Origin of the sequence: Bacillus sp. FSL W8-1143 (genome assembly GCF_037965155.1) — a bacterium.
In the GTDB taxonomy this organism is placed as follows: Bacteria; Bacillota; Bacilli; order Bacillales; family Bacillaceae; genus Bacillus; species Bacillus pumilus.
Window position 1 is genome coordinate 1,980,716 of record NZ_CP150182.1, and the last position, 22,630, is coordinate 2,003,345.

Below are 22,630 nucleotides of genomic sequence, written 5' to 3' on the forward strand. Positions count from 1 at the left end.
ATGACATCTCCTTCTAGTGGCTCATCCAGCTCGGCGGGGTGTTTTTGTCCCAGTAAATATTACCGAGTTCATGATGCGTCTGGAATCCATCTTCTGCTGTATGGTAGTGAAAGTTAAACCAATATCCGCTGTGTGGCGGCTGATCTCTTCTCACATGAAAACGGAGCAAATCTTCTCCAGTCTTCCGGTTGTAGATGTGAAAGATTTTTTCGCCATTTCCGCTTGAAGGCTGATCAGTTAACACAACATCTTGAAATTTTTCGTCATCTTTGAAATTTGTTAAAACATCGGTTAACACTTGTTCAATTTTCGGTTGAATCTCTTCTCTGTACTCGTCTTCAATGACAGGTGTGATTTTACGGCCGAATTTGAGAAATGACTGATTTTCTGCACTTGATAGAACCTCTTCCTTATATTGCTCAAAGGGGTCTACCTGCTCTTTGCTTGCCTCTTGCGATCGTTCCCAGCCTGATGTATCATAAACCGCTGTATAAGGCGTTTTATCAGGTGAAGAAAGTTCAGATGGCTTGTCTGTCATCAAAGCCGACGGAGGAGAAACCAAACCAAAAGTTGCAATGGTAAAGAGCGCAACAAGCGTTTTTCTCATCCACATCTTCATGATATCTAATTCCTTCCATAAGTTATCATACTGCTATTCTAGCATATAATGAATTTTCAGTCATTCAATTTGGTCACTGATTTGAGACTTTCTTTTTCATAATAAAACGTTTACAATGACAGTAATGACAACTAAAATTTGGGAGGAATGGGTATGCTTGAAGGCTTTTTCGTCACAGCTTCCTTGCTGACACTGTTTTATTTTGTCTATATGGAGATTACAGATTAAAAGCCCTTAGAGAGGGCTTTTTCAAATTGTTGACAAAGGGCTAAAATGATCTTGAATTTAGCCTTTTGTCTTCTTTACAGCGTGATAGAAAGCCTTTGCAGTCCTAGGAAGGACGAGTACCGGAGCGGAGCGAATTTGACATTCGTGAGCACCGGCGCGCAGACCTGACACCGAATGCGAGGGTTTGTCTACATGCTGTAAAAGCCCTTAGAGAGGGCTTTTTTCTTTCTCGATATACCCATAATGAAATTGGGCTGTTTTTCGTTTGATGACGTGAAATTGGTAAGAGTCCGCTTTAAATCGTGTGCTTTTCCAATGATCTTTTAACACCACTCTTTTTCTTGCCACCCTTAATGCTTCTTGCACGGCTGCTTCGTGATCAAAGTCGTGCTCTGCCGCATGACGTAGCGGCGCTATACTTGTAGATTCTTGGATCGTTTCCTCAAACATCGGATCAAAATAGACGATATCAAATGAACAGTCAGGATACTTCTTTAGCTGCTCGATACTGTCTCCACTGATAACAGAAATCCGTTTCATCGCTTCATCAGCTTCCTCTATCCCCGTCTCCCATGTATTCAGTCCTTCTTTCACTAGTAACGCCGTAATGGGATTCTTTTCAATACCGACGACCTGTCCATTCCTGCCTGTCGCACAGCTTGCAGTAATCGCATCAGACCCTAAGCCAAGTGTGCAATCTAAAAAGGAATCTCCCGGCTTTAGCTGTGCTGCTTCAATTAAAGGATCCTTTTCTTCGCGCAAGAGCCGCTTCACCCTGAACATCGCTGAGCTTGGATGAAAGAAGAACTTTTCACCATTTGGCTGATACCATTCAAATCTTTCTTTTCCGACAACAAGGACATCTCCTCGTTTCATCGCAAGCTGCTTGACAGATTGTTTGCGTCTTTCTACATACTCACCATGTAAATCCTCTGCAAGAGCCTTCGCTGTTTCAATCGTTTGTTCATTTGCTCTAAAGCTTGTTGTAATGAGCATACTGTTCCTCCATCATGATCAAGAAAAAATGCCCTGATCTAGTTACAGGGCATTTCAACACGTGTATTAGCAATGTTTTTCAAATGCAGTTAAGACATTTTTCATGATATCTTCCATTTCACGACCTTCAATTTCGTCACGCGGGATAAAATGAACGAGTTCATTTCCTTTTAAAAGGGCCATAGAAGGAGATGATGGCTCTTCACCTGTGAAATATTCTCTCATTTTTGCTGTTGCTTCCCGGTCCTGCCCAGCAAATACTGTGACGATTTTGTCTGGCGCTTTTGCTGCCTTCATCACAGCTTGAGTCGCTGCTGGGCGTGCTAAGCCGGCAGCACAGCCGCATACAGAATTAACAACAACAAATGTTGTTCCTTCAGCCTCTTGCATCGTTTGTTCTACTTCTTCTTCCGTCGTCAGTTCTTGGAATCCTGCACTTGTCAGCTCTTGGCGCATTGGCACAACGAGCTGGCGCATATATTCTTCATATGCCATTGACATAAAAAAGCCCCCTCTAAAATCCTTATGTTGTGAATAAAGGATACTATAGAGAGAGCCAATTTTCAAATGTTCTATTTCAGATTAAATTTTCATAATTCCGCCTGTGTTGGCTGATGTCACAAGTTTTGAATATCTGGCAAGATAGCCCGTTTTCACTTTTGGCTCAAAGCCTTTCCAGTTCGCTTTTCGTTTTTCCCATTCTTCCTCTGGAACCTCTACGCTTAAAATGCGCTGCTCAATATCAACCACGACATGGTCACCATTTTCAACAAAGGCAAGCGGGCCGCCTTCAGCTGCTTCAGGAGAGACGTGTCCGATAGACAAGCCGCGAGAAGCGCCGGAAAAACGTCCGTCCGTAATTAAAGCAACCTTTGGTCCAAGACCCATCCCGACAATTTGTGAAGTAGGAGCAAGCATTTCTGGCATACCAGGTCCGCCTTTAGGTCCTTCATAGCGAATGATGACAACATGTCCTGCTTCTACTTTTCTATTAATGATGCCTTCAAGAGCTTCTTCTTGGGATTCAAATACGATCGCAGGTCCTTCGTGACGTGTGATCCCATCTTGTACTCCGCCCGTTTTAATGATGGCTCCATCTGGCGCAAGGTTTCCAAATAAAACCGCTAAGCCGCCCTTTTCAGTAAATGGCTTGTCGATTGGATAAATAACGTTATAGTCTTTAACCTCGTGACCTGCAATGTTCTCACCCATCGTTTTCGCTGTGACGGTCATTGTATCTAAATGAAGGGCGCCTTCTTTTTTGGACAATTCATTTAGCGCAGCTGTGACACCGCCTGCTTCATGTAAATCCTCAATATAAACATCCGAAGCTGGAGCAAGTTTTGATAAATGAGGCACACGCTCTGCTACTTCATTGATGCGTTCAAGTGAATATTCAACACCTGCTTCATTTGCGATCGCCAGTGTGTGAAGAACTGTATTCGTTGAACCACCAAGTGCCATATCTAATGCAAATGCGTTATCAATTGCTTTCTCAGTCACAATATCACGTGGTTTAATATCCTTTTTAATGAGCTCCATTAGTTGTTTTGCTGACTTTTTCGCAAATTCTCTTCGCTCTGGTGATGTCGCCAAAATCGTTCCATTTCCAGGAAGAGCAATTCCAAGTGCCTCTGCTAAACAGTTCATTGAGTTTGCTGTAAACATACCTGAACAAGATCCGCAGGTCGGACAGCCAAACTGTTCTAATTCATTTAATTCCTCTTCGTTAATTTTACCTGACTGGTAAGCACCGACGCCTTCAAATACAGAAGAAAGGGAAATCTTTCTGCCATCACTTGTTCTACCCGCTTCCATCGGTCCACCGCTGACAAAGACCGTCGGAATATTGACACGCATTGCTGCCATCATCATCCCCGGTGTAATTTTATCGCAGTTAGGAATACAAACCATTCCATCAAACCAGTGAGCAGATACAACGGTTTCGACAGAGTCAGCAATGATTTCACGGCTTGGTAGTGAATATCTCATCCCGATATGGCCCATCGCAATTCCATCATCGACCCCAATCGTATTAAATTCAAATGGGACGCCGCCAGCTTCACGAATGGCTTCTTTCACAATCTTTCCGAATTCCTGAAGATGGACATGTCCTGGGACAATATCAATATAGGAATTACAAACAGCAATAAATGGCTTGCCGAAGTCCTCATCCTTTACTCCCGCTGCTCTTAGTAAGCTTCGGTGAGGTGCTCTGTCAATTCCTTGTTTAATCATATTACTACGAAGTTCTGCCATCTGTTTAAAAAGCCTCCTATACTACAAGTCTTGTTGACTGTATGATTTTGAGTTGATTTTATTTTACAAATTTTCTGTTTATTTAGCCACCGATGAATGACCGATGACCAGCATGGCTGCTGAAGCTAGTGTTCAGCATGGTTCGTGTCATAAAATCTGACCTCCAATATTCTATATTGGTACTACTATATAGAGTTTTTTCGTATATTTCAACAATATTCAAAATAATTTTTCTAAAAAAATTTTTCTGTCTATGATTTTAGAAAAACAAGCTACCTATCATTGGCAGCTTGCTCATAAGTCTCATCATTCTGATGCATTTTTTCTACTTTCTGTCATTTGCTTCCATACTGAGCCTTTCGCTTCTTCTCCGTGCTCAATGCGCTCAATCGCCATTTTCACTTGAAGGCTGACTTCAAATTCAGGGTCTTGCTCAGCTTCTTTTAATGCGTCAAGTGCTGTTTCGTCACCTTCTTCATAAAGAAACATCGCTGCACGCCAGCGAACAAGTTTACTTGGATCCTTTAATGATTCGATCATTGCTTCTATAGCACTCGGGTCACCAAGGTCTGAAATGCAGTCTCCAGCGGTTCTGCGGACCGTCACTGTTTTATCTTTAAGCCCTTTATATAAAATAGGCAGAATAGCAGGATCTTCAATCATTCCAGCATTCACAACGGCTTGTCTGCGAATCGATGTTTTAGGGTCCTCCATTGCTTTCATTAAAACAGGTATATCCTTTTGCTCTGGCTGCATTTGCTCTAAATGGGCAAAACGCTTTTTCCAATCTTCCTCGCGCAGCATTTCTTCTGTCACATCATATGCCTTTCGGTTCACCTGTCGATCTACAGCTTCTTGTCCTTCTTTGACTGCCTCTGTTAAGCGGGCTAAACGTTCGTCATCATAGGCTGCTTGGAGCTCTTCTGTCACTTCCTGGCCGATATCTGCAAAGTCACCAAAACGAACGCCATGTTCTTTCCACACACGTTCAAATACGACATTGTCTGAACTGCTTCTGAGCTTTAAAATGGCTGCTTGGAAGCGTTCAGGCATGCCAAACCGCTCTTCTCTTTCACCGTCCGTTAATTTGACTTGCATCGGAATCCCATTAAACATTTGGATGAACACTTTGACTTCGCCAAATGTGTCACCGCCAGACTGCGACCCTTCCTGAAGGCCTTCTGTTTCTTGACCAAAGGCTTCTCTGACCTGCTGCAAAATGCCCTGCCAGTCAAACTTTGCATTACGCTCAACCGCTAAGAAATCTGCGACATGATAAACACCTTTTACACCTTCAATGTTCAAAATACGCTTAATCATCTCTGGCGCTTCGTCTTTTTGATCCTTTTTGTAGTTGTTGCTTTTCCCGCCGGCAAGTGCTTCTGTCAAAATGACCTTCATCGTATTTGGACTTGGCGTCGGTTCTATCGCTGTTATTTTCATCTATACATCCTCCTTACACACATAAAGACCCTACTCATCTGTAAGGCCGCATTCTTCTTTCCATGTCTTGATAAATAGGCTCATCAAATCATGCCGCTCCTCAGCAAGCTGCTTTCCAGAACGAGTGTTCATTAAGTCTTTTAATTTGAGCAGTTTTTCTTCCATATGTTTTAGCACAGAGCCCTGCTGCGTGTCCTTTGTATAGTGGGGTTCCCCTTTTGCGCCTGCATAAGTAAACACCCTCGCAATACCGGTTGCTCCTATCGCATCGAGCCGATCTGCGTCTTGAACAATGGCCCCTTCTAACGTTATTGGTCTATTCTGCTTATGTCGATGACGAAAAGACATCGTTGTAATGATGTCCATGATATAACGAATATCTCGCGTATGAACTTCCCAAGAAAGGAGCTGAAGCTCAAGCTGCTTTGGTGAAAGCTTCCATTCACCCGGCAGCTTTTCATCTATGACATCATGAACAATCGCTGCCATTTCGATCACAAACAGAGAGCCGCCTTCCTGATTAGAAATCTGGCAGGCAAGCTGCCGCACACGATCAATATGAGCCGCATCGTGTCCAGTCGGTTCATATTTCAGCCGATCTGAAACAAAGGAGGCAGCTGCCTCCAATTGTTTTTTCTGCATGACGGTGAGCACCTTATTTGTCCAAAAGAGCGATGATGGAGCTTTCTAATTCTTTTGGTGATGTTTTCGGAGAGAACCGCTCAGTGACTTCTCCGTTTTGATCCACGATAAATTTTGTGAAATTCCATTTCACTGTTTTTGTGCCAAGTACACCTTTTGCATGACTTGTTAAATGTTTGAAGAGCGGGTGCGCGTTGTCACCATTGACATCTACTTTCGCAAACATAGGGAAGGTCACCCCATAATTCAAAGAACAGAATTCTTGAATGGCTTCTTCTCCTTCTGGTTCTTGGTTCATAAATTGGTTACATGGAAATCCTAAAATTTCAAGGCCCTTTTCATGATATTGATCATATAGCTCCTGCAGTTGTTTAAATTGAGGAGTCAGTCCACATTTGCTTGCTGTGTTGACAATAATGAGTACTTTTCCTTTGTAATCTGCCATTGATTTTTCTTGACCGTTAATGGTCTTGACCTGAATATCATAAATTGACATCTCATAGCCTCCTAGGATTCACTTTTTCCTATCGTAACATGCTTCTTTTATAAAATCGCTTTTTATGCTTCCGGTTAAAAGAGTCCTGTCACACTGCCGTCTTCTAATAAATCCATCTCGAGCGCCGCTGGTTTTTTAGGTAATCCAGGCATTGTCAAAATGCTTCCAGTTAAAGCAACAATAAATCCTGCTCCTACAGATGGTTTTAACTCACGAATCGTAATGGTAAAGCCCTTAGGCCTCCCAATTAAAGCTGGATCATCTGAAAGTGAATATTGCGTTTTTGCCATACAAACCGGTAAATGCCCCCAGCCGTTTTCCTCGATGGCTGCCAGCTGTTTTCTTGCTTTTGAAGTGAGTGTGACCCCGTCTGCTCCGTAAACCACTTTGGCAACTTTAGATAATTTTTCTTCGATGGAATCATGCTCTTCATACAAATAGGAAAAGCTGTTCTTCTTCTTTTCAATAAGTGTAGCGAGTTCTTCGGCAAGTGCTGTCCCGCCTTCTCCTCCTTCTTCCCATACATTCACAGCTTGGACTGGGTGGCCATGTGCGTGGCACCAATCTTCTATCGCTTGAATCTCTTCTTTTGTATCAGTGATAAATCTGTTAACTGCGACAATGTACGGAAGACCGAAGGCTTGGACGGTTTCAATATGCTTTTCTAAATTATGTATACCTTTTAATACAGCTTGTGCATTCTCTTCTTTGAGTTCTGTTTTCTTCATTCCGCCATGCATCTTTAATGCTCTGACAGTCGCCACAATGACAACTGCACCAGGCTTGAAATCACCAGCTCTTGTTTTAATGTGCAGGAACTTTTCTGCTCCAAGATCTGCTCCAAATCCAGCTTCTGTTACGACATAATCGGCTAATTTCGCCGCCATTTTAGTTGCAATTAAACTATTACATCCATGCGCAATATTGGCAAAAGGACCGCCATGAACGAGGGCCGGAGTTCCTTCAATCGTTTGTACAAGATTCGGTTTGAGTGCGTCTTTTAAAAGTAACGTCAGAACACCTTCATATCCAAGTGCACCAACAGTGACTGGCTCCCCGTCTTGATTATAGGCAACAACAATAGAAGAAAGGCGTTTTTTCAAGTCGGTTAAGTCTTCTGCTAAACAAAGGATGGCCATCATTTCGGAGGCAACCGTGATGTCAAACCCGTCTTCTCTAGGATACCCATTTACCTGTCCACCAAGTCCGACAACGACCTGTCTTAAAGCACGATCGTTTAAATCAAGCACTCGCTTCCATACAATGCGGCGCGCATCGATGCCAAGTTCATTTCCGTGATGGATATGGTTATCAATGAACGCAGATAAGGCATTATGTGCAGAAGTAATGGCATGAAAATCTCCTGTAAAATGAAGATTGATTTCTTCCATTGGTAGCACCTGTGAATATCCTCCACCTGCTGCACCGCCTTTTATACCCATTGTAGGACCTAATGAAGGCTCTCGCATTGCTATGATTGCTTTTTTCCCTATTTTTTCGAAGGCTTGACCGAGCCCGACTGTGACGGTAGACTTCCCTTCACCTGCTGGCGTTGGATTGATCGATGTGACAAGGATCACATGTCCTTCTTTTTGTTCTTTTAAACGGTCAAAAATAGTCAAAGATATTTTCGCTTTTGTGAAACCATAGCATTCTAATTCTTCGTCATGTATTTGCAGCTTTGCTGCGATGTCTTGAATAGGTCTCAGCTTTGCCTTTTGGGCGATGTCAATATCTGACAAATGCTTTGTGATCATAAATAAACGGCCTCCTTTTTTTCGAGAAACAGCTTTGTTTTTGCTCTGTTTTTCATTGTAACATAATTGAAACATTGAAATATCGCCAGAAAGTTCCTATAATGAAATGAAATTATCTTTGGTTCAGGGGGTGGCGAGTTGCCTATTAACATACCAGTTCATCTGCCGGCAAAACAAATACTAGAGAGCGAAAACATTTTCGTCATGGATGAGACAAGGGCATTCAAGCAAGATATCCGTCCTTTGAATATCGTGATCTTAAATTTAATGCCAAAAAAAATACAAACTGAAACGCAGCTGCTAAGAATGCTCGGAAATTCTCCTTTGCAAGTGTACTTTACGTTTTTGATTCCAAGTACGCATACACCGAAGAATACGTCGAGAGAGCATCTAGATGAATTTTATACGACCTTTGAATCGATTCGCCATAAGAAATTTGATGGAATGATCATCACCGGCGCACCAATTGAGCATTTAGCTTTTGAAGAAGTATCCTATTGGAAAGAGCTGCAGGACATTTTGGACTGGAGTAAAACGAATGTGACGTCTACTCTTCACATTTGCTGGGGTGCACAGGCAGGCCTATATCACCATTATGGTATTGAGAAAATCAAGCTTGCTGAGAAAAAATTTGGTGTATTTGAGCATCTTGTGAAAGAGAAAAAAGAAAGATTAGTCAGAGGTTTCGATGAAGTATACTATGTCCCACATTCGAGGCATACAGATATTAATACAGAACAATTAAAAAACACGCCGAATTTGAAAGTATTGAGTGTCTCTGAAGAAGCGGGTGTTTGTTTAATTGTTTCAGATGATGATAAACAAGTATTTTTAACTGGACATCCTGAATATGATACGGACACATTGAAGCAGGAATATGAAAGAGATTTGTTGAAGGATGATACAGTCCAAAAACCTGTCCACTATTTTATAGAAGATGGTGACACATTAGTCCCAGTGAATCGATGGAAAGCCCATGCCACTTTACTGTTTATGAACTGGCTCAATTATTATGTTTATCAAGAAACACCATACGTTTGGGAATAAAATAGACTGTAGTCTGATGATAAATGGCCAAAATGTGTTAAAATACAAATGGCTCTGTCTTCCATTATCAATTTAGTCTTGTTGTTTTTTAAAATTAGTTTAATTCTTTCGTAACGAATGATATGCTCTGACTGTTTATATGTTATCTTTATGTATATGTAGACCTATGAGATTAATAGTTTTCGTACGAAGTTTTGTTGTTGTTGATTACATTTGAGGTGAATATTCTTGAATACCAATAAAAAAATATTAATCTTGACCGCAAATTATGGAAATGGACATATGCAGGTGGCTAAAACACTGTATGATGAGTGCAAATCTCAAGGCTTTGAGCATGTTGTAGTTTCTAATTTGTATCAAGAATCAAACCCCATTGTGTCGGAAGTGACTCAATATTTATACTTGAAGAGCTTTTCCATTGGGAAACAATTTTATCGCTTGTTTTATTACGGTGTAGATAAAATTTACAATAAACGCAAATTTAACATTTATTTAAAAATGGGAAATAAGCGTCTTGATGAACTTATTCAATTACACAATCCGGATATGATTATTATTACATTCCCGATGATTGTTGTTCCTGAATACCGGAACAAAACAGGAAAAGTCATCCCGACATTTAATGTCATGACAGATTTCTGTCTTCATAAGATTTGGGTACATGAAAACATCGACCGGTACTATGTTGCAACCGATTATGTGAAACAAAAATTAGTGGAAATCGGCACACATCCAAGCGATGTCAAAGTGACAGGCATTCCTATTAGACCACAATTTGAAGCAGACGTGCCAAAATCGAAGATTTATAAAAAATATGGATTATCATCAAACAAAAAAGTTCTTCTGATTATGGCCGGTGCTCATGGTGTACTGAAAAATGTCAAGGAATTATGTGAAGCATTGCTTCTAGACAGTGAAGTACAAATTGTTGTTGTATGCGGAAAGAACGCAGCGCTTAAACAATCACTAAGCGATCTTGAACAAGCACATCCAGATCAATTGAAGGCGCTTGGATATGTGGAACAAATTGATGAATTGTTCAGAGTAACAGATTGTATGATCACAAAACCAGGTGGCATTACTTTAACAGAAGCAACTGCAATCGGCGTCCCAGTCATTCTTTACAAGCCTGTCCCTGGACAAGAAAAGGAAAATGCTCATTTCTTTGAAGATTATGGGGCAGCCATCGTCATCAACAGACATGAAGACATTTTAGAATCTGTGACCAACTTGCTTCAAGATGAAGAAAAGTTAGAAACCATGAAACAAAACATGAAAAATCTTCACTTAAAGCATTCTTCTCAAACCATTTTGGAAGATATCGTTGAGCAATCAGATATCATCACGAATAACAAAACGTATGCTCGCGCATTATCATAAAAGGTGTCCGTCAATGACGGACACCTTTTTTCTTTATCCTTGATTTCCATTTGTTGTGTACACTTCTTCAAACGGCTGCACGACAACAAAGCCGCTTCCGCTAAATTTCATTTGAATAGACTCTCCGCTTCCTCTGCCAATAAAGGTTTTGAATGAAACATCTGTCACAAATTCAGTTTTTAAATCCCCTGACCATGCAACTGTCGCATTTGGATCTGTATAGACAGAGTCACCCGGCTGAACAATCAATGTGAGCGGCTCATAATGACTCGTAATCGCAGCAAGGCCTGGTCCTTCTAATTTGACATTAAATAATCCGCCTGCAAGCATCCCCGACACTTTTTTCATCAATTTGATATCCCAGCGGACTGAAGGTTCAAATGCGAGCAAATCATTCCCATTCACAAAAATGGATTCGCCTTCAGCCAAACGAAGAATTGAGATTTTTTTGCCTTGATCTGCTACATATAATTTCCCATCACCTGTTGCCTTCATGAGTGAAGTGCCTTCTCCTGACAGCATTTTTTTAAACATCTTTGAGACGCCATGTTCAAACACGCCCTCACGTTCAAACTTGATTTTGCCTCGGTACGAAACCATGGAACCTGTTTTTGCCCAAATGGTATCAGTCAAATTAATTTCTAAAAGTCTTGATGTTTCAAGTTCGAAGACCCCTTCTCCCTTATCTTCCTGCTGCGTATTCTGAACAAATTCTTCGAGTGTATAACGATTCATGATAGCACCTCTTTCTGTATTTTTTTTATATACGGACAAACTGTGCATAAAGTTTCAGAAAATGGGGACGGTTTAGCTATTATTGTTATTTGTCAAAAAAAATCAAACATTCTGCTCAAAATTTGGCTCTCCCGCTTGACGCTTTACTTTTGATGGTGTATAGTGGAACCATCATTTAACAACTGCAAAGTCGTTAGGTGATGAAAATTTTTTTTAGTATGCCAAAAGGTATGCTACAGTACTAGGAGGAAAAAGCAATATGCAAAACGGTAAAGTAAAATGGTTCAATAATGAAAAAGGTTTCGGCTTCATTGAAGTTGAAGGCGGAGACGATGTATTCGTTCACTTCACAGCTATCGAAGGTGACGGTTACAAGTCTTTAGAAGAAGGACAAGAAGTTTCTTTTGAAATCGTTGAAGGTAATCGTGGACCTCAAGCTGCAAACGTAACAAAAATCTAATCAACTAAATCAATGATGCAAAATAAAGAGAGGCTTATGCCTCTCTTATTTGATTTTCAGCTGAATTTCAATTGCTAAAATATTTTGCTTCAGTCGTTGTTCAATTTCAGAGATATCTTTTTCGAGAAAAGGTCTTCCCTTCTTTGCTACATCTACAAGTTGCTCTAGATCGCTGTACACCTCTTGAAATGTTCGATGTAATACCGTTTCGAACTCCTTATTATTCATACCGGCCTTCCCCTTTTCCTCTAATATCCGTCACTTAGTCAAAAAGTAACTCAACCAAAACTTTCTATAGTTATATCGGCTCATTTTTCGGAATATGTTCTTTTTTTACACATTCTATCCGTTTTTTTTCAAGAGCGAATGTTTGAGCAGGGAAAACCGGTCCGTTCGTTTATTTTTTGAGCAGCGTTTGGCCATATTCTTTTATTTTCTCTCCAACAGTGCATTGCTGTATGCAAAAGGAATGGGCATATTTTTTGCCAAATTCTTTTCGAAAATGCTTCTTAATCAAACAATCTGAACAATACGTGTCTTGAAGATCGGTCAATTCTTGTACTGCTGTTTTTTTATCCACATTATTCAGCTCCGTCTGCTTCTAATTTCAATGTACTTTCGATTGGGACGTCTGCAAGAATCTGTCTTGCAAGCTGATCCGCTTCTGCATTTTGTTTCCGATCGATGGCTTCATAGGTTGGCGTCAGCTTCAGCTCTTTTAAAGCCGCTTCAATTCGGTCAAGCCATTTGTTATGTACATCATCATAACAAGGCCATTCTCCTTTTAACTGATTCATGACAACAAGTGAATCTCCTCTAATCGTGACAGAATTTCTGCTTGCCCCCAGGTTTTTTAAAGCTTTTACTGCCTCAAATAAAGCCGCATACTCTGCTTCATTATTGGTACTCCCTTGGAAAGGCTGATTTTTTCTCAATCGATAAGCGTCTTTTCCTAGCTTATAGTAGACGACAACACCAAGACCAGAGTCACCGGTTTCTTTGTGAAAACTTGCATCAAAATAGACTTGAAGCTGATCAGGTTCAAGCTTTAATTCTTCATTTAGCTTTTCAAGCTCTTTTATAGACCACATAGCCCCTTTTTCATCTTCAAATGACAGAAGTGACTGTGGTTCTTTTTTGTCAATATGTTTTGCTAACCTCAAGGCCTCTTTTAGCTCCAACCAATCTTCTTGGTAAAAAGCAATGGACCCAATTGATTTCACTTTCATTGTGTAGTGTGCTCTTAGTTTCATTGATCACATCGCCTTCCCGTGCTTTTAAGGTAAACATACGTTATGCTATAATCAAAAAGTTACATTTACAATGAGAAAGGAAGTTCATGTCACTTGTTTAATGAAGGTATTTGGATCTTATTTGCGATCATTAATTTTATCATTGTTCTTCTATTTTATAAAGGATTTGGCAAGATGGGCCTTTTTGTCTGGATTGGCTTTGCGACGGTTGCCGCAAATTTACAAGTTGTCAAAACCGTTGAATTATTCGGCCTAACGGCAACACTTGGAAATATTTTATATGGCAGTGTGTTCTTTGCAACGGACGTATTGAATGAAAAATATGGACAAAATGAAGCGAGAAAAGCTGTCTGGATTGGTTTTGCTACCCTTTTAACACTAACTGTTGTCATGCAGGAAGCTTTGCTTTTCCATCCCGCTCCATCTGATATCTCACAATCATCGCTGGAAACCATATTTGGCTTTATGCCAAGGGTTGCACTTGGCAGTCTCGCTGCTTATATCATCAGTCAAATGCTAGATGTTTATGTATATTCGTTTATTCGCCGCATATTTCCTTCCGATGGCGCGCTCTGGGTGCGCAATGCCGGAAGTACGATGATTAGCCAGCTTCTTGATACATTGATTTTCACGACCATTGCCTTTCTTGGCACGTATCCATTTCATGTATGGATAGAAATCTTCATCACGACATATGTCATTAAATTTATCGTCGCTGCGATTGCAACACCTTACGCGTATGCAGCGAAAAAAATGGTTCCGCTTGATGAAAGGGTGAAATGATGTGCCAGCAGAAATATACATTGACGGTGCGAGTGCAGGGAATCCGGGTCCCTCTGGCATCGGCATTTTCATCAAATATAATGGAAAGGCTGAGTCCTTCTCCATTCCTCTTGAACCCATGAGCAATCACGAAGCAGAATTTTCTGCTCTGATCGAGGGGATGAAAATATGCGCAGAAAAAGGATTGCGTACCGTTTCATTTCGAACAGATTCACAAGTAGTTGACCGCGCAGCCAATGCAGGATTTGCTAAAAATCCAGCCTTTCAGCACTTTATCAAAGAGATGATCGAGCTTCAAAGCCAGTTTGATTTATTTTTTATTAAATGGATTCCGAGTAAGGAAAACCAAATAGCAGATCAGCTCGCCAGAAAAGCGATTCACCTATCTAAAGGATGAATCGCTTTTTTTCGGTTATGCTAATGTGTGTGAGGTGATACTGATTGGATAAAGAAAATAAAGGTCGTGTCACAAATGGGACAACCCCACAAGGTGATGCGCAAACAAAAGATAAACAGCCACTATCTCAGCTGGAAAATAGAGCAAAGAAAAGCAATACAAAAAGATGAACCTTAGAGATCGGCTTTAGCTGATCTCTATTGTACTTAAACGATTCATCATCGGTTCGATTCCTTTGATTTGATGGTGCCTCAGCATAGCAGCAGCACGTTCTTGATTGATGTTCATTTTCGTCTCATCCATTGGACAGCTGAGCGGGACATCACATTTAATCTCTGCCAATAGACGAGAAAGCTTCAAATCTTCTAATCCTGCTTGCATTTTCTTTTGCTGCGCAGCCGTTAGTTCATGGACATTTTCTAACAAACCGTCAATCGTTTCATATGTTTGAATAAATTTTAAAGCAGTTTTTTCTCCGATTCCTTTGACACCTGGATAATTATCACTTGCATCACCCATGAGTGCTTTCATATCAATGAGTGCCTTTGGCGAGATTCCCATTTCCTCTTCAAATAAGGCTTTTGTATAATGCTTATAATTGCCAATTCCTTTTTGCATCAGGGCAACAGTCACTTGTTCATTCAAAATTTGCAGCAAATCTTTGTCACCAGTTAGGACAGTCACGCGTGCTTCTTTTTGGTAAAGCGTAGCAAGTGTACCAATACAATCGTCTGCTTCAAAGCCCTTTAAACCAATGTTCACAATTCCTAGTTCTTCTGTAGCTTCTTTTGCTAAATCGAATTGCGGAATGAGCTCGACAGGCGCCTCTCCTCGATTTGCTTTATACTCTTGAAACAATTCGTTTCGATAGGTTTGGCTTCCCATATCCCAGCAGCACACAATATGAGTTGGCTCAAATGTCTGTACAGCTGTTAATAAGTGCTTCAAATAGCCATTAACTCCATTTGTTGGTACACCGTGGTCATTTATCATAAAATTGCGATGGACAGCCGTCGCATAAAACGATCTGAACAAAAGCGCCATTCCATCTACAAGCAGTACGTGTTTATTCATTCTCTTAAACTCCCTTTTCAAAACAATACTCCCATTCTATCACAGAACACAAAACTAGACATGAAAAAGGCGCCTTCTTCTTTTACAAAAGAAGAGGCAGCCCGTTTACTTTTGACCGTATTGCATTTTTTTCGTTTCTGCTTCTGCATAGGACGGCATGTCTTTTTGTTTAGGGTCACGCTCATCCTGCTGCTTTGTCTGTTGCTTTTTTTTCATGATCATTCCCCTTTCTCGGTACATTCATTAAGATGACCAAAAAAGAGAAAGTTACTCTTTACTTCTGTTTCTGCTCGACATACTCTCTGACCATATCATTCGTCACAAGCTTACGAAGCGGAACAATACCGCCTCGTGCAAGCTCATTCATCTTCGACGTAATGGCGTTGATCTCGTCTGTTGTAAATGGCTCGTTTTGCTCACATTTGACAACAGCCATCTCTATTGCTTGTTCTCTTTTCTGTTCAAGCTCAAGAAAAGACTGAATATGAGCATGCTGCTTTTGTGAGTGTGCTGAAATCTCTTCGTGTACGCTCGTCATTTTGTATCAACTGCTTTCTTTTTTATTTAGTCTACCATGAATCAAATGGTTTTCAACTGGTTCTTCCATTCGTCTGTTTGTTCATAAACTTGTTCAATGACGGCCTGCTCTTTGGCATCTGTCGTTAGGCTCGTGATAAATGTTTGGTTTTGTTCACTTAGCTGCTCGAGCGCTTCTGTTTCATATCTTTCCGTAAACGTCTTCACCATCATGTCGTACCTGCTCAGTAATTCTTCTTTTTCTTTATCAGCCCATTTCGTGGTTAACTGATGAAGAATGTCTCGAATCGCTTCAATAAACGCAGCCTTTCCATTCTGTTCAAAGAAAACTTTCGGTGATTTTTGTTTCTTTAAGAGCGGTTCGAATGGCGTTAGTTCAGCTTCGATTTCAATTTGTTTCAGCTCAGCATTTTTCTCTTCAGGCGGCGACAGTGAGAGAGAAAAGTAAGGGTCTTCTGCACATGCCGCTTGCAATCCTTTCTCCCACTCCTCTTGGAAGTATTGATGAATAAACGATTCCATTCGGATATCAAGCGCCTTTAACTCCTGTACAAATTCAAATTCATAATCCTTTAGTGCCTTCTCAAGTGCTTTTTTCAATTGCTGTCCAAAATTCCCTTGAGATATTCCAGGATAAAAGGCTGTCTTAAAGAGATCATTCGCAAATAATGAGAGGCGCTGCACAATATGATAGAGCTGTTCATGTAAGTCCTTTTTCACGCTTTCTGTCACTAGCTTAGATTGTTTGATATGACTCATTTGATCAAGAATCGCTTCATAGGATGCGTCTATCTTTTTCTTTTCTGCTTGCTTCTCATCTTCTGACTGATGCAGCGTCGCATGCAGTTTGTCGACCGTTCTACATAACGTATGTGCTTCAAAATATAACAGCTCGATCGCATCTTTCGTTAATTCTTCCTCTATAAAATAGTCGAGCTGCTTTCTAAGCTTTGCGTATTGATTATAAGCTGTCTCTCCCTTTCCTTCGATCTCTTCCTTACTGGATACATGATGAAGGTTTGGGTTTCTTATCCCTTCTTTTGTGAGCTCATTTTTCACATAGTCAAAGACGGTGTCGAGCTCTGCTTGATCCTTTGCGAGATCAGTTGCATTGATAATAAAGAACATTTTATCCATGCTAAATGAATCTTTTACAAGCCCAAGCTTACGTAAAAATGACCGATCTGCCTTCGAAAAAGAGTGCTGGTAGTAAGTTAAATAAAGAAGCGCATCTGCGTCCTTCATATATTGAAAGGCGATCTCTGTATGACGCTTATTCATACTGCTAGCGCCTGGCGTATCAACAATAGTCAGCCCTTTATCTGTTAGAGGTGTACTCAAATAAACCGTTACTTCCTTCACCACACAAGAAACAGCTTCTTCCGCCACATATGGTCTCAGTTCTTGAAGGGTGACATGAAGCGGCGTTTGCTTAGTAATGTGATCAACGAAACGGGTATGTGCTTGTAAAAAATGTTCAACAATGACGCGGTGATCTTGTTCAAGCTGTCTTTTTTTAAGCGTTCGTTTGAGCTTGGATGTAAACGCCTCCCCTTTTTCTTCTGAGATCGGAAATCCTAGGATCTGATTGAGCTCCTCTAATATATCCTGTTCTGTTTTGAACACCACTTTGACACTTTCATGCGGGTGATCTTCCGTCGGCCGCGTTAGCTTGTTAATGGTTGCCGTTGTTGGTGTGGGAGAGGATGGCAGCACCTTTCTCCCGACGAGTGCATTTGCAAAGGAAGATTTCCCCGAACTAAAAGCCCCAAATAAAGCGAGTGTGAATTCTTTCGCTTGCAGCCGTTTTGTTCGTTTTTCAAAGGACTTTCTTTGAGATTGGAGCGCATCTAATGGCAATAAAATCTGAGAAAGCTGCTCAAACTGGGCAATCGACTGTGCCGTCGTGACATGCTGTGACTGACGCATTTGAGGCTGCTCTATCTGCTTGTTCGGTCTTTCTTGGTCGCTCTCTTCAGGATGAATGGTCGCTTGCTCCTGCTTTAGCAGATCATGTTGCATTTGTCTCTTTTTCGCATAAAACCAATCTTCTTCGATCTGTTCATCCGTTCCATTTTGCCATATATCCCATACATGCTGAATATCTCGCTTCATTTGTTCATTTTTTCTGGTGCATTGCTCGAGTGTTTGGAGCTCTTTTGCAGACTGAGCCCATTTTTCTTGCTGCTCTGCTTGATCTTCCATAAGCTTGGCTTTCAGCGACTCCACCATTTGTTCAATCAGTGGCATCGCTTGCTGCTTAGCCTGTCTTCTCAAGGCTTCGCCAGCATCTTTTGCATATTGCAGTACGTATTCATTGGAGAACGTTGCTCCATGATGAATCACACTTTCAAGAAGTGATTCTTGTACAGGTGTTTCAAACGCCATCACTTGATTTAATAACTCTTCACCAAGCTGATGCTTCTTGACTTCTTTTTTTAGTAGCTCAGCAATATGCCAGTCCACTTCTGCCTTCATTCTCGCTTTGACATCTGTTAAGAAGTCAGTTGCCCGTTTTTCTTTTTCCTGCTCAGTTTTATTTTTAGCAAAAAGCAGTCCCACTTTAAAGCCAGGTGCTTTTGATTCAATATAGTCGCTTGCGAGTTCTCTCATTTTAAATGGAGTTAGGTTGGCATTTTTCAAAATGCTCTCGACTTCAGTAGATACTTCTTCTTCTAACTGTTTGGCTCCATTTTCAATGAAGTGATTTTTCGCTTCCAAATCCTTTACTTCTTTTCTTTTTTCTTGGAGCTGTGACTCAAGCTCTTCACCTTGCAGCTCTTCTTTTATCGAGTCAATGTGTTCTTTTAAGACATGCTCAATTTTCTGCTCCGTATAAGCCCGAAGTGAGGCTTTCGGCAACGTCTGTAATTCTTGCAGTTTTTTGATTAAACGAATCATTTCATTTCTTGGATGCGTCTCATCGGTTACAGATGTAAAGTATAGATGATCTTCTTCAATGCCTTCTTTAAGGAGCATGTCAACCACTTGATTTTTGTAGTCTTCAAATGCTGTCTCATGCTCATCATGCCGGTCCACTTGATTCACGATGAAATAGAGATTTGGCACTTTTTCTTTGATGGAGCGAATGAAACGAATGTTTTCTTCAGAATGAACATGGTTATAGTGAACGACATAAAAAAGAGCATCTGCTTGATGAAGAATAGACGCAGCAGACATAAAGTGGGCATGATCCGTGGAATCAATTCCTGGCGTATCAATCAGTGCCACTTTTTCTTCAAGGCCTATATAGTCACCGCTAATTTCCACCATCTCAATCTGTTCTCCATCCTTACAGAAACGCTGTACTGCTTCTTTATCATAGGAGCCGCTCATTTTTGCAAAACGGCCATCAGAGGTGTGAAGCTGCACTTCACTTTCCCCTTTCCTCACGACGACCAAGTTTGCACTTGTTGGGATTGGACTCGTTGGCAAAATGTGATCATGAAGCAGATGATTCACAAGTGATGACTTTCCAGCAGAATAGTGGCCGGTAAATGCGATATATACTTCTTCTTCTGCTTCCTTTTTGATAATCGATGCAAGTTTGGCAGCGCGCTCATGATCATCCCTTTTGAGAAAGCTTTGATATAAAGCTCCTGTAGTTTGAACGAGCGAATCTCGAATAGACAAGTCTTTCATGACGATAAACCCCTTTGTTTTTAGAAAAGTCAGTTATGTATGTGATACCATTTTACACAAAATAAAGAGATTTTTCTTCTGATCTGAGGAAATAAAAAAAATCTGCTGCCCGATCAGTCGCAGTTGACTGGAATCAGGAAGCAGATTTTTTGGAGACACCTTTTAATACGAAGCCAATTAATAGGCTGTACACACACACCGTACCGAGTAAGAAAATCATTGTCATGTGATCACCGTCCATCCTTCATGATTGAGAATGCTTATCATTAATGAAAGTGTAGCACAATTGATAATGATTTTCAATATTAATTTAGCAAATACTGATTTAATGCTTTCTCCTCTGTTTGAATTCGTACAGCCATCATCCATGCATTTAAACATGTAAACAAAATGGCAGTGACATACGCATCAAACAATAGCGGGATCAGTAAAAGCTCAATCGCCACGACTACATAGTTAGGATGTTTCAACCAGCGATACGGTCCTTTTTTTACAATCATCGCGTTTGGTACGACTAAAATTTTCGTATTCCAGTACGTCCCAAGGGAGCATAATGCCCAGTATCGAATGACCTGTGTAGCCATGAGAAAAAGGAGCAGCACAAGAAAATAACGGGACGGCCCCTTATGTAAAAGCCCTATCTCAACTATAAGTGAGAGAAAAAAAGCCGTATGCATAGCGACCATATAGGGATAATGACTAGCACCAAATTCAATGGCACCTAGTGCTTTTACTTTCTTTTCATTTCTTTTGGCCACAAGCATTTCAATGAGCCGCTGACAAACGAAGAAACCGATGACAAGCCAAATGATCATGACAAGACCTCCTCCCACTTCATAAGCAGCAGCTCTGAGGAAAAGCCCGGACCAAGCGCCCCGCAAAGTCCCATCTCCCCCGCTTCAGCTGATTGATGTTCCAGGAAATGCTTGATGACATACAAAACTGTGGCAGAGGACATATTTCCGTGTTGTTTGAGTACTTCTTTTGAAGAAAACAGCTGATTCTCTCGTAAAGATAGACTTTCAACATAGGCATCAATCACTTTTTTTCCTCCAGGATGGGCTAGAAATACGGATAAGTCATTAGTTGAATATCCTTGCTCCTCTAAAAATTGCTCCACCTGCTCTTTTAACCAGCCGGAAATCAAACTCGGAATGTCACGGGAGAAAATAACCCGAAAGCCGTCACTTGTAAATTCCCAGCCCATCACATCCTCAGAATCTTTCATTGTGACAGATTGCGTGCTTAGTACTTTAGGGACCGTTTTTAAATGGGCATACTCAAGCGCAGCTTTTTCCCCAGCTAAAAGAACCGCTGCCGTCCCGTCTCCAAACAAGGAGGTGCCGATTAAATTGCTTTTTGATTGATCTTGCGGCTGAAAGGTTAAACTGCACAGCTCACAGGCAACGACAAGTACCTTTGCTTCTGGAAATGCCCTTATGTATTCATAAGCTCGCGACAGCCCTGCCGCACCGCCCCCACACCCTAGGCCCCAGATCGGTACTCGTTTCGTATAAGGAGAAAAAGGAAGGACGTTCATGAGCTTTGCGTCAAGACTTGGGGTCGATAAGCCGGTACTTGAAATAAAAAACAATGCATCGATCTCTTCAACCGGGACTGGTTTTTTTAGAAACTCCTTCTCTTGAAGACAATGTATGATCGCTTCCTTTGCATGAGCCAGTGTCTTTTCCAAATAGATATTGTTTTTCTCTTCAAAAGAGTGGTGCGTCTGATACCATTCAATGGGCTGCACAAACTGCCTGCTCTGAATTTCTCCATTTTGAAAAGCTCTCAGCAGCCGGTCAATATCTTTAAACGATCGTTTAAATTGAGACCTAGCAAAATCAGCAGCTGTTTTCTGATCCACGTGATGCTTCGGGTGACTCGTTCCAACTGAAAGAATGTACGCCATCGGCTTCACCTCTTTTTTCGGTTAATATCCCCTATCGAAAAAAGGATATACATGCCGAACCGTCACAATTCAGTCAAAACATTTTCCTCCGTCTAACTTTTTGTCTTGACGACAATTGATAAATATTGGATAATATAGTTGAAAACATGATGTAGTTTTCCTCCTTCACAGGTTCGTTCCAAGCCAAGCGAACCTGCTTTTTTTATGCAAAAAAACACCTCTAAAAGAGAAGTGCAGACCGTAGACAACCCCCACCCTCACCGCTTTGCTTAGATGTTCTTATTCATTTCAGTGAGTCTTAGGTAGTTTGGTTCATTTAGTCTTGCCAAATATGCCGATGAATTTGTTTGGTATGATTTTGACTTTGTGTACAGTTATCTTGAAAAGAACAAGTTTTACATACCTCTGAATCGGACACATATTGCTTATATCCTTCTCTAGTCGTTGTACGGTAAGAGAGAGTTTGCCGGTTTAGGCACATGTAACAATCAAAATATGCGTCCATACACGCATTCATTCTTTTTTAAAATAACCAGCTTCTGTTCTCGGACGAGTGTAAGGCTTGACAGGTCTTATCTCTTGATCCATTAAAAACTTAGCGATATATGGTGTTTTATATACAGCATCTACCGTGTCTACATTTCGTTTTCCGATTTTCTCTGTCACCTGTTATACGAGTGAATTTAACATACGAGTATCATGAACATTGCCACCTGTGACCAGTGATCCAAAAATAAATCCTTTTGAATCACAAGCTGTATGAAAGGAATAAGTAAATGACTTTTCACGTTCACCTTTTACATAGTAGCCAATCTCTGATTCAGTTGTACTGACTTTGATTTCTTTTGTTTCTTCTTTATTTTGTAGGGGTAAGAGCTTTTCTCTATGTATTTCGCGATTGATCGCCTCTATCTCCAATATCCACATGAGCATCCTTTTTTTCAATGAAATCGTCATTATACAACACTTT

Annotated in this window: 24 protein-coding genes and 1 pseudogene; 6 read left to right on the top strand and 19 right to left on the bottom strand. The window is 40.8% G+C overall.

Annotated features, from left to right (window positions below; translation table 11 throughout):
• Positions 1–13: 13 nt before the first annotated feature.
• The 8 genes from NSQ36_RS09820 to NSQ36_RS09855 all read right to left on the bottom strand — a co-directional run bounded on the left by NSQ36_RS09820 (position 14) and on the right by NSQ36_RS09855 (position 8,440).
• Complete coding sequence (locus tag NSQ36_RS09820) at positions 14–619, bottom strand: YpjP family protein (RefSeq protein ID WP_003215665.1); 606 nt, start codon at positions 617–619, stop codon at positions 14–16.
• Between the two features lie 435 nt (positions 620–1,054).
• The gene (locus NSQ36_RS09825) at positions 1,055–1,843 is read right to left on the bottom strand and encodes a class I SAM-dependent methyltransferase (RefSeq protein WP_310024886.1); all 789 of its coding nucleotides are present in this window, start codon (positions 1,841–1,843) and stop codon (positions 1,055–1,057) included.
• A 66-nt stretch (positions 1,844–1,909) separates the two neighbouring features.
• On the bottom strand, positions 1,910–2,344 hold the full coding sequence (locus tag NSQ36_RS09830; protein WP_113387095.1) for a BrxA/BrxB family bacilliredoxin: 435 nt from the start codon (positions 2,342–2,344) through the stop codon (positions 1,910–1,912).
• 81 nt (positions 2,345–2,425) lie between these two features.
• Positions 2,426–4,102, bottom strand: a complete 1,677-nt coding sequence (gene ilvD / locus NSQ36_RS09835) for a dihydroxy-acid dehydratase (RefSeq protein ID WP_050943890.1) — start codon at positions 4,100–4,102, stop codon at positions 2,426–2,428.
• 306 nt (positions 4,103–4,408) lie between these two features.
• Entirely contained in the window at positions 4,409–5,545 is a 1,137-nt protein-coding gene (locus NSQ36_RS09840; RefSeq protein ID WP_003215956.1) for a conserved virulence factor C family protein, read from the bottom strand.
• A 30-nt stretch (positions 5,546–5,575) separates the two neighbouring features.
• Positions 5,576–6,187, bottom strand: coding sequence for an HD domain-containing protein (locus tag NSQ36_RS09845; protein WP_050943889.1), 612 nt, complete (start codon positions 6,185–6,187; stop codon positions 5,576–5,578).
• Positions 6,188–6,200: 13 nt separating this feature from the next.
• Positions 6,201–6,683 (bottom strand): glutathione peroxidase, encoded by a 483-nt coding sequence (locus tag NSQ36_RS09850; protein ID WP_003216059.1) that lies wholly within the window; start codon positions 6,681–6,683, stop codon positions 6,201–6,203.
• A gap of 74 nt (positions 6,684–6,757) precedes the next feature.
• Complete coding sequence (locus NSQ36_RS09855) at positions 6,758–8,440, bottom strand: formate--tetrahydrofolate ligase (protein WP_050943888.1); 1,683 nt, start codon at positions 8,438–8,440, stop codon at positions 6,758–6,760.
• Positions 8,441–8,578: 138 nt separating this feature from the next.
• Here NSQ36_RS09855 and metA point away from each other — a divergent pair, with 138 nt between their 5' ends.
• Positions 8,579–9,487, top strand: a complete 909-nt coding sequence (metA, locus tag NSQ36_RS09860; RefSeq protein ID WP_003215782.1) for a homoserine O-succinyltransferase — start codon at positions 8,579–8,581, stop codon at positions 9,485–9,487.
• Between the two features lie 228 nt (positions 9,488–9,715).
• Positions 9,716–10,867, top strand: a complete 1,152-nt coding sequence (locus NSQ36_RS09865; RefSeq protein WP_003215454.1) for a diglucosyl diacylglycerol synthase — start codon at positions 9,716–9,718, stop codon at positions 10,865–10,867.
• Positions 10,868–10,900: 33 nt separating this feature from the next.
• Here the strand turns inward: NSQ36_RS09865 and NSQ36_RS09870 are convergent, their stop codons facing one another.
• Positions 10,901–11,602, bottom strand: coding sequence for an AIM24 family protein (locus tag NSQ36_RS09870; protein ID WP_050943887.1), 702 nt, complete (start codon positions 11,600–11,602; stop codon positions 10,901–10,903).
• A 259-nt stretch (positions 11,603–11,861) separates the two neighbouring features.
• Between NSQ36_RS09870 and cspD the strand changes: the two genes are divergently transcribed.
• Positions 11,862–12,062, top strand: a complete 201-nt coding sequence (gene cspD, locus NSQ36_RS09875; RefSeq protein WP_003215784.1) for a cold-shock protein CspD — start codon at positions 11,862–11,864, stop codon at positions 12,060–12,062.
• A 45-nt stretch (positions 12,063–12,107) separates the two neighbouring features.
• Here cspD and NSQ36_RS09880 read toward each other — a convergent pair whose 3' ends face one another.
• The 3 genes from NSQ36_RS09880 to NSQ36_RS09890 all read right to left on the bottom strand — a co-directional run bounded on the left by NSQ36_RS09880 (position 12,108) and on the right by NSQ36_RS09890 (position 13,315).
• A complete protein-coding gene (locus NSQ36_RS09880; RefSeq protein WP_003215507.1) occupies positions 12,108–12,290 on the bottom strand; it encodes a hypothetical protein in 183 nt (60 codons plus the stop codon).
• A gap of 169 nt (positions 12,291–12,459) precedes the next feature.
• Positions 12,460–12,642 carry a zinc-finger domain-containing protein gene (locus NSQ36_RS09885; RefSeq protein WP_003215998.1) on the bottom strand — a complete coding sequence of 61 codons (183 nt, stop codon included), beginning with the start codon at positions 12,640–12,642 and terminating at the stop codon, positions 12,460–12,462.
• Between the two features lies 1 nt (position 12,643).
• The gene (locus NSQ36_RS09890) at positions 12,644–13,315 is read right to left on the bottom strand and encodes a ribonuclease H family protein (RefSeq protein ID WP_050943886.1); all 672 of its coding nucleotides are present in this window, start codon (positions 13,313–13,315) and stop codon (positions 12,644–12,646) included.
• Between the two features lie 93 nt (positions 13,316–13,408).
• Between NSQ36_RS09890 and NSQ36_RS09895 the strand changes: the two genes are divergently transcribed.
• The 3 genes from NSQ36_RS09895 to NSQ36_RS09905 are packed head-to-tail and all read left to right on the top strand — an operon-like array spanning position 13,409 to position 14,665.
• On the top strand, positions 13,409–14,098 hold the full coding sequence (locus NSQ36_RS09895; RefSeq protein WP_003215661.1) for a queuosine precursor transporter: 690 nt from the start codon (positions 13,409–13,411) through the stop codon (positions 14,096–14,098).
• 1 nt (position 14,099) lies between these two features.
• A complete protein-coding gene (locus tag NSQ36_RS09900) occupies positions 14,100–14,495 on the top strand; it encodes a reverse transcriptase-like protein (protein ID WP_003215503.1) in 396 nt (131 codons plus the stop codon).
• Positions 14,496–14,539: 44 nt separating this feature from the next.
• A complete protein-coding gene (locus NSQ36_RS09905) occupies positions 14,540–14,665 on the top strand; it encodes a hypothetical protein (protein ID WP_003215584.1) in 126 nt (41 codons plus the stop codon).
• Between the two features lie 16 nt (positions 14,666–14,681).
• Here NSQ36_RS09905 and NSQ36_RS09910 read toward each other — a convergent pair whose 3' ends face one another.
• The 7 genes and pseudogenes from NSQ36_RS09910 to NSQ36_RS09940 form a co-directional block, all read right to left on the bottom strand.
• On the bottom strand, positions 14,682–15,569 hold the full coding sequence (locus NSQ36_RS09910) for a 5'-3' exonuclease (RefSeq protein WP_212045978.1): 888 nt from the start codon (positions 15,567–15,569) through the stop codon (positions 14,682–14,684).
• 274 nt (positions 15,570–15,843) lie between these two features.
• Entirely contained in the window at positions 15,844–16,107 is a 264-nt protein-coding gene (locus NSQ36_RS09915) for a YpbS family protein (protein ID WP_050943884.1), read from the bottom strand.
• A gap of 41 nt (positions 16,108–16,148) precedes the next feature.
• Entirely contained in the window at positions 16,149–19,748 is a 3,600-nt protein-coding gene (locus NSQ36_RS09920) for a dynamin family protein (RefSeq protein ID WP_339205617.1), read from the bottom strand.
• A gap of 133 nt (positions 19,749–19,881) precedes the next feature.
• Positions 19,882–19,989, bottom strand: a complete 108-nt coding sequence (gene fbpC, locus NSQ36_RS09925) for a Fur-regulated basic protein FbpC (protein ID WP_306172627.1) — start codon at positions 19,987–19,989, stop codon at positions 19,882–19,884.
• 64 nt (positions 19,990–20,053) lie between these two features.
• Positions 20,054–20,563 carry an isoprenylcysteine carboxyl methyltransferase family protein gene (locus NSQ36_RS09930; RefSeq protein ID WP_003216065.1) on the bottom strand — a complete coding sequence of 170 codons (510 nt, stop codon included), beginning with the start codon at positions 20,561–20,563 and terminating at the stop codon, positions 20,054–20,056.
• Positions 20,560–21,660 (bottom strand): 3-oxoacyl-[acyl-carrier-protein] synthase III C-terminal domain-containing protein, encoded by a 1,101-nt coding sequence (locus NSQ36_RS09935; protein ID WP_339205619.1) that lies wholly within the window; start codon positions 21,658–21,660, stop codon positions 20,560–20,562. Before NSQ36_RS09935 ends, NSQ36_RS09930 begins: the two co-directional genes overlap by 4 nt.
• A 272-nt stretch (positions 21,661–21,932) precedes the next feature.
• Positions 21,933–22,563 (bottom strand): annotated as a pseudogene (locus NSQ36_RS09940) (IS5/IS1182 family transposase); the annotation flags it as partial.
• Between the last annotated feature and the right edge of the window lie 67 nt (positions 22,564–22,630).

Excerpts from the sequence above, each read along its gene's own strand:
- NSQ36_RS09890 (WP_050943886.1), bottom strand. The coding sequence starts at position 13,315 with ATGAAACTAAGAGCACACTACACAATGAAAGTGAAATCAATTGGGTCC.
- NSQ36_RS09915 (WP_050943884.1), bottom strand. The coding sequence starts at position 16,107 with ATGACGAGCGTACACGAAGAGATTTCAGCACACTCACAAAAGCAGCAT.
- NSQ36_RS09825 (WP_310024886.1), bottom strand. The coding sequence starts at position 1,843 with ATGCTCATTACAACAAGCTTTAGAGCAAATGAACAAACGATTGAAACA.
- NSQ36_RS09840 (WP_003215956.1), bottom strand. The coding sequence starts at position 5,545 with ATGAAAATAACAGCGATAGAACCGACGCCAAGTCCAAATACGATGAAG.
- fbpC (WP_306172627.1), bottom strand. The coding sequence starts at position 19,989 with ATGGACGGTGATCACATGACAATGATTTTCTTACTCGGTACGGTGTGT.
- cspD (WP_003215784.1), top strand. The coding sequence starts at position 11,862 with ATGCAAAACGGTAAAGTAAAATGGTTCAATAATGAAAAAGGTTTCGGC.
- NSQ36_RS09845 (WP_050943889.1), bottom strand. The coding sequence starts at position 6,187 with ATGCAGAAAAAACAATTGGAGGCAGCTGCCTCCTTTGTTTCAGATCGG.
- NSQ36_RS09920 (WP_339205617.1), bottom strand. The coding sequence starts at position 19,748 with ATGAAAGACTTGTCTATTCGAGATTCGCTCGTTCAAACTACAGGAGCT.
- ilvD (WP_050943890.1), bottom strand. The coding sequence starts at position 4,102 with ATGGCAGAACTTCGTAGTAATATGATTAAACAAGGAATTGACAGAGCA.
- NSQ36_RS09870 (WP_050943887.1), bottom strand. The coding sequence starts at position 11,602 with ATGAATCGTTATACACTCGAAGAATTTGTTCAGAATACGCAGCAGGAA.
- NSQ36_RS09855 (WP_050943888.1), bottom strand. The coding sequence starts at position 8,440 with ATGATCACAAAGCATTTGTCAGATATTGACATCGCCCAAAAGGCAAAG.
- NSQ36_RS09820 (WP_003215665.1), bottom strand. The coding sequence starts at position 619 with ATGAAGATGTGGATGAGAAAAACGCTTGTTGCGCTCTTTACCATTGCA.
- NSQ36_RS09850 (WP_003216059.1), bottom strand. The coding sequence starts at position 6,683 with ATGTCAATTTATGATATTCAGGTCAAGACCATTAACGGTCAAGAAAAA.
- NSQ36_RS09930 (WP_003216065.1), bottom strand. The coding sequence starts at position 20,563 with ATGATCATTTGGCTTGTCATCGGTTTCTTCGTTTGTCAGCGGCTCATT.
- NSQ36_RS09830 (WP_113387095.1), bottom strand. The coding sequence starts at position 2,344 with ATGTCAATGGCATATGAAGAATATATGCGCCAGCTCGTTGTGCCAATG.
- NSQ36_RS09880 (WP_003215507.1), bottom strand. The coding sequence starts at position 12,290 with ATGAATAATAAGGAGTTCGAAACGGTATTACATCGAACATTTCAAGAG.
- NSQ36_RS09935 (WP_339205619.1), bottom strand. The coding sequence starts at position 21,660 with ATGGCGTACATTCTTTCAGTTGGAACGAGTCACCCGAAGCATCACGTG.
- NSQ36_RS09910 (WP_212045978.1), bottom strand. The coding sequence starts at position 15,569 with ATGAATAAACACGTACTGCTTGTAGATGGAATGGCGCTTTTGTTCAGA.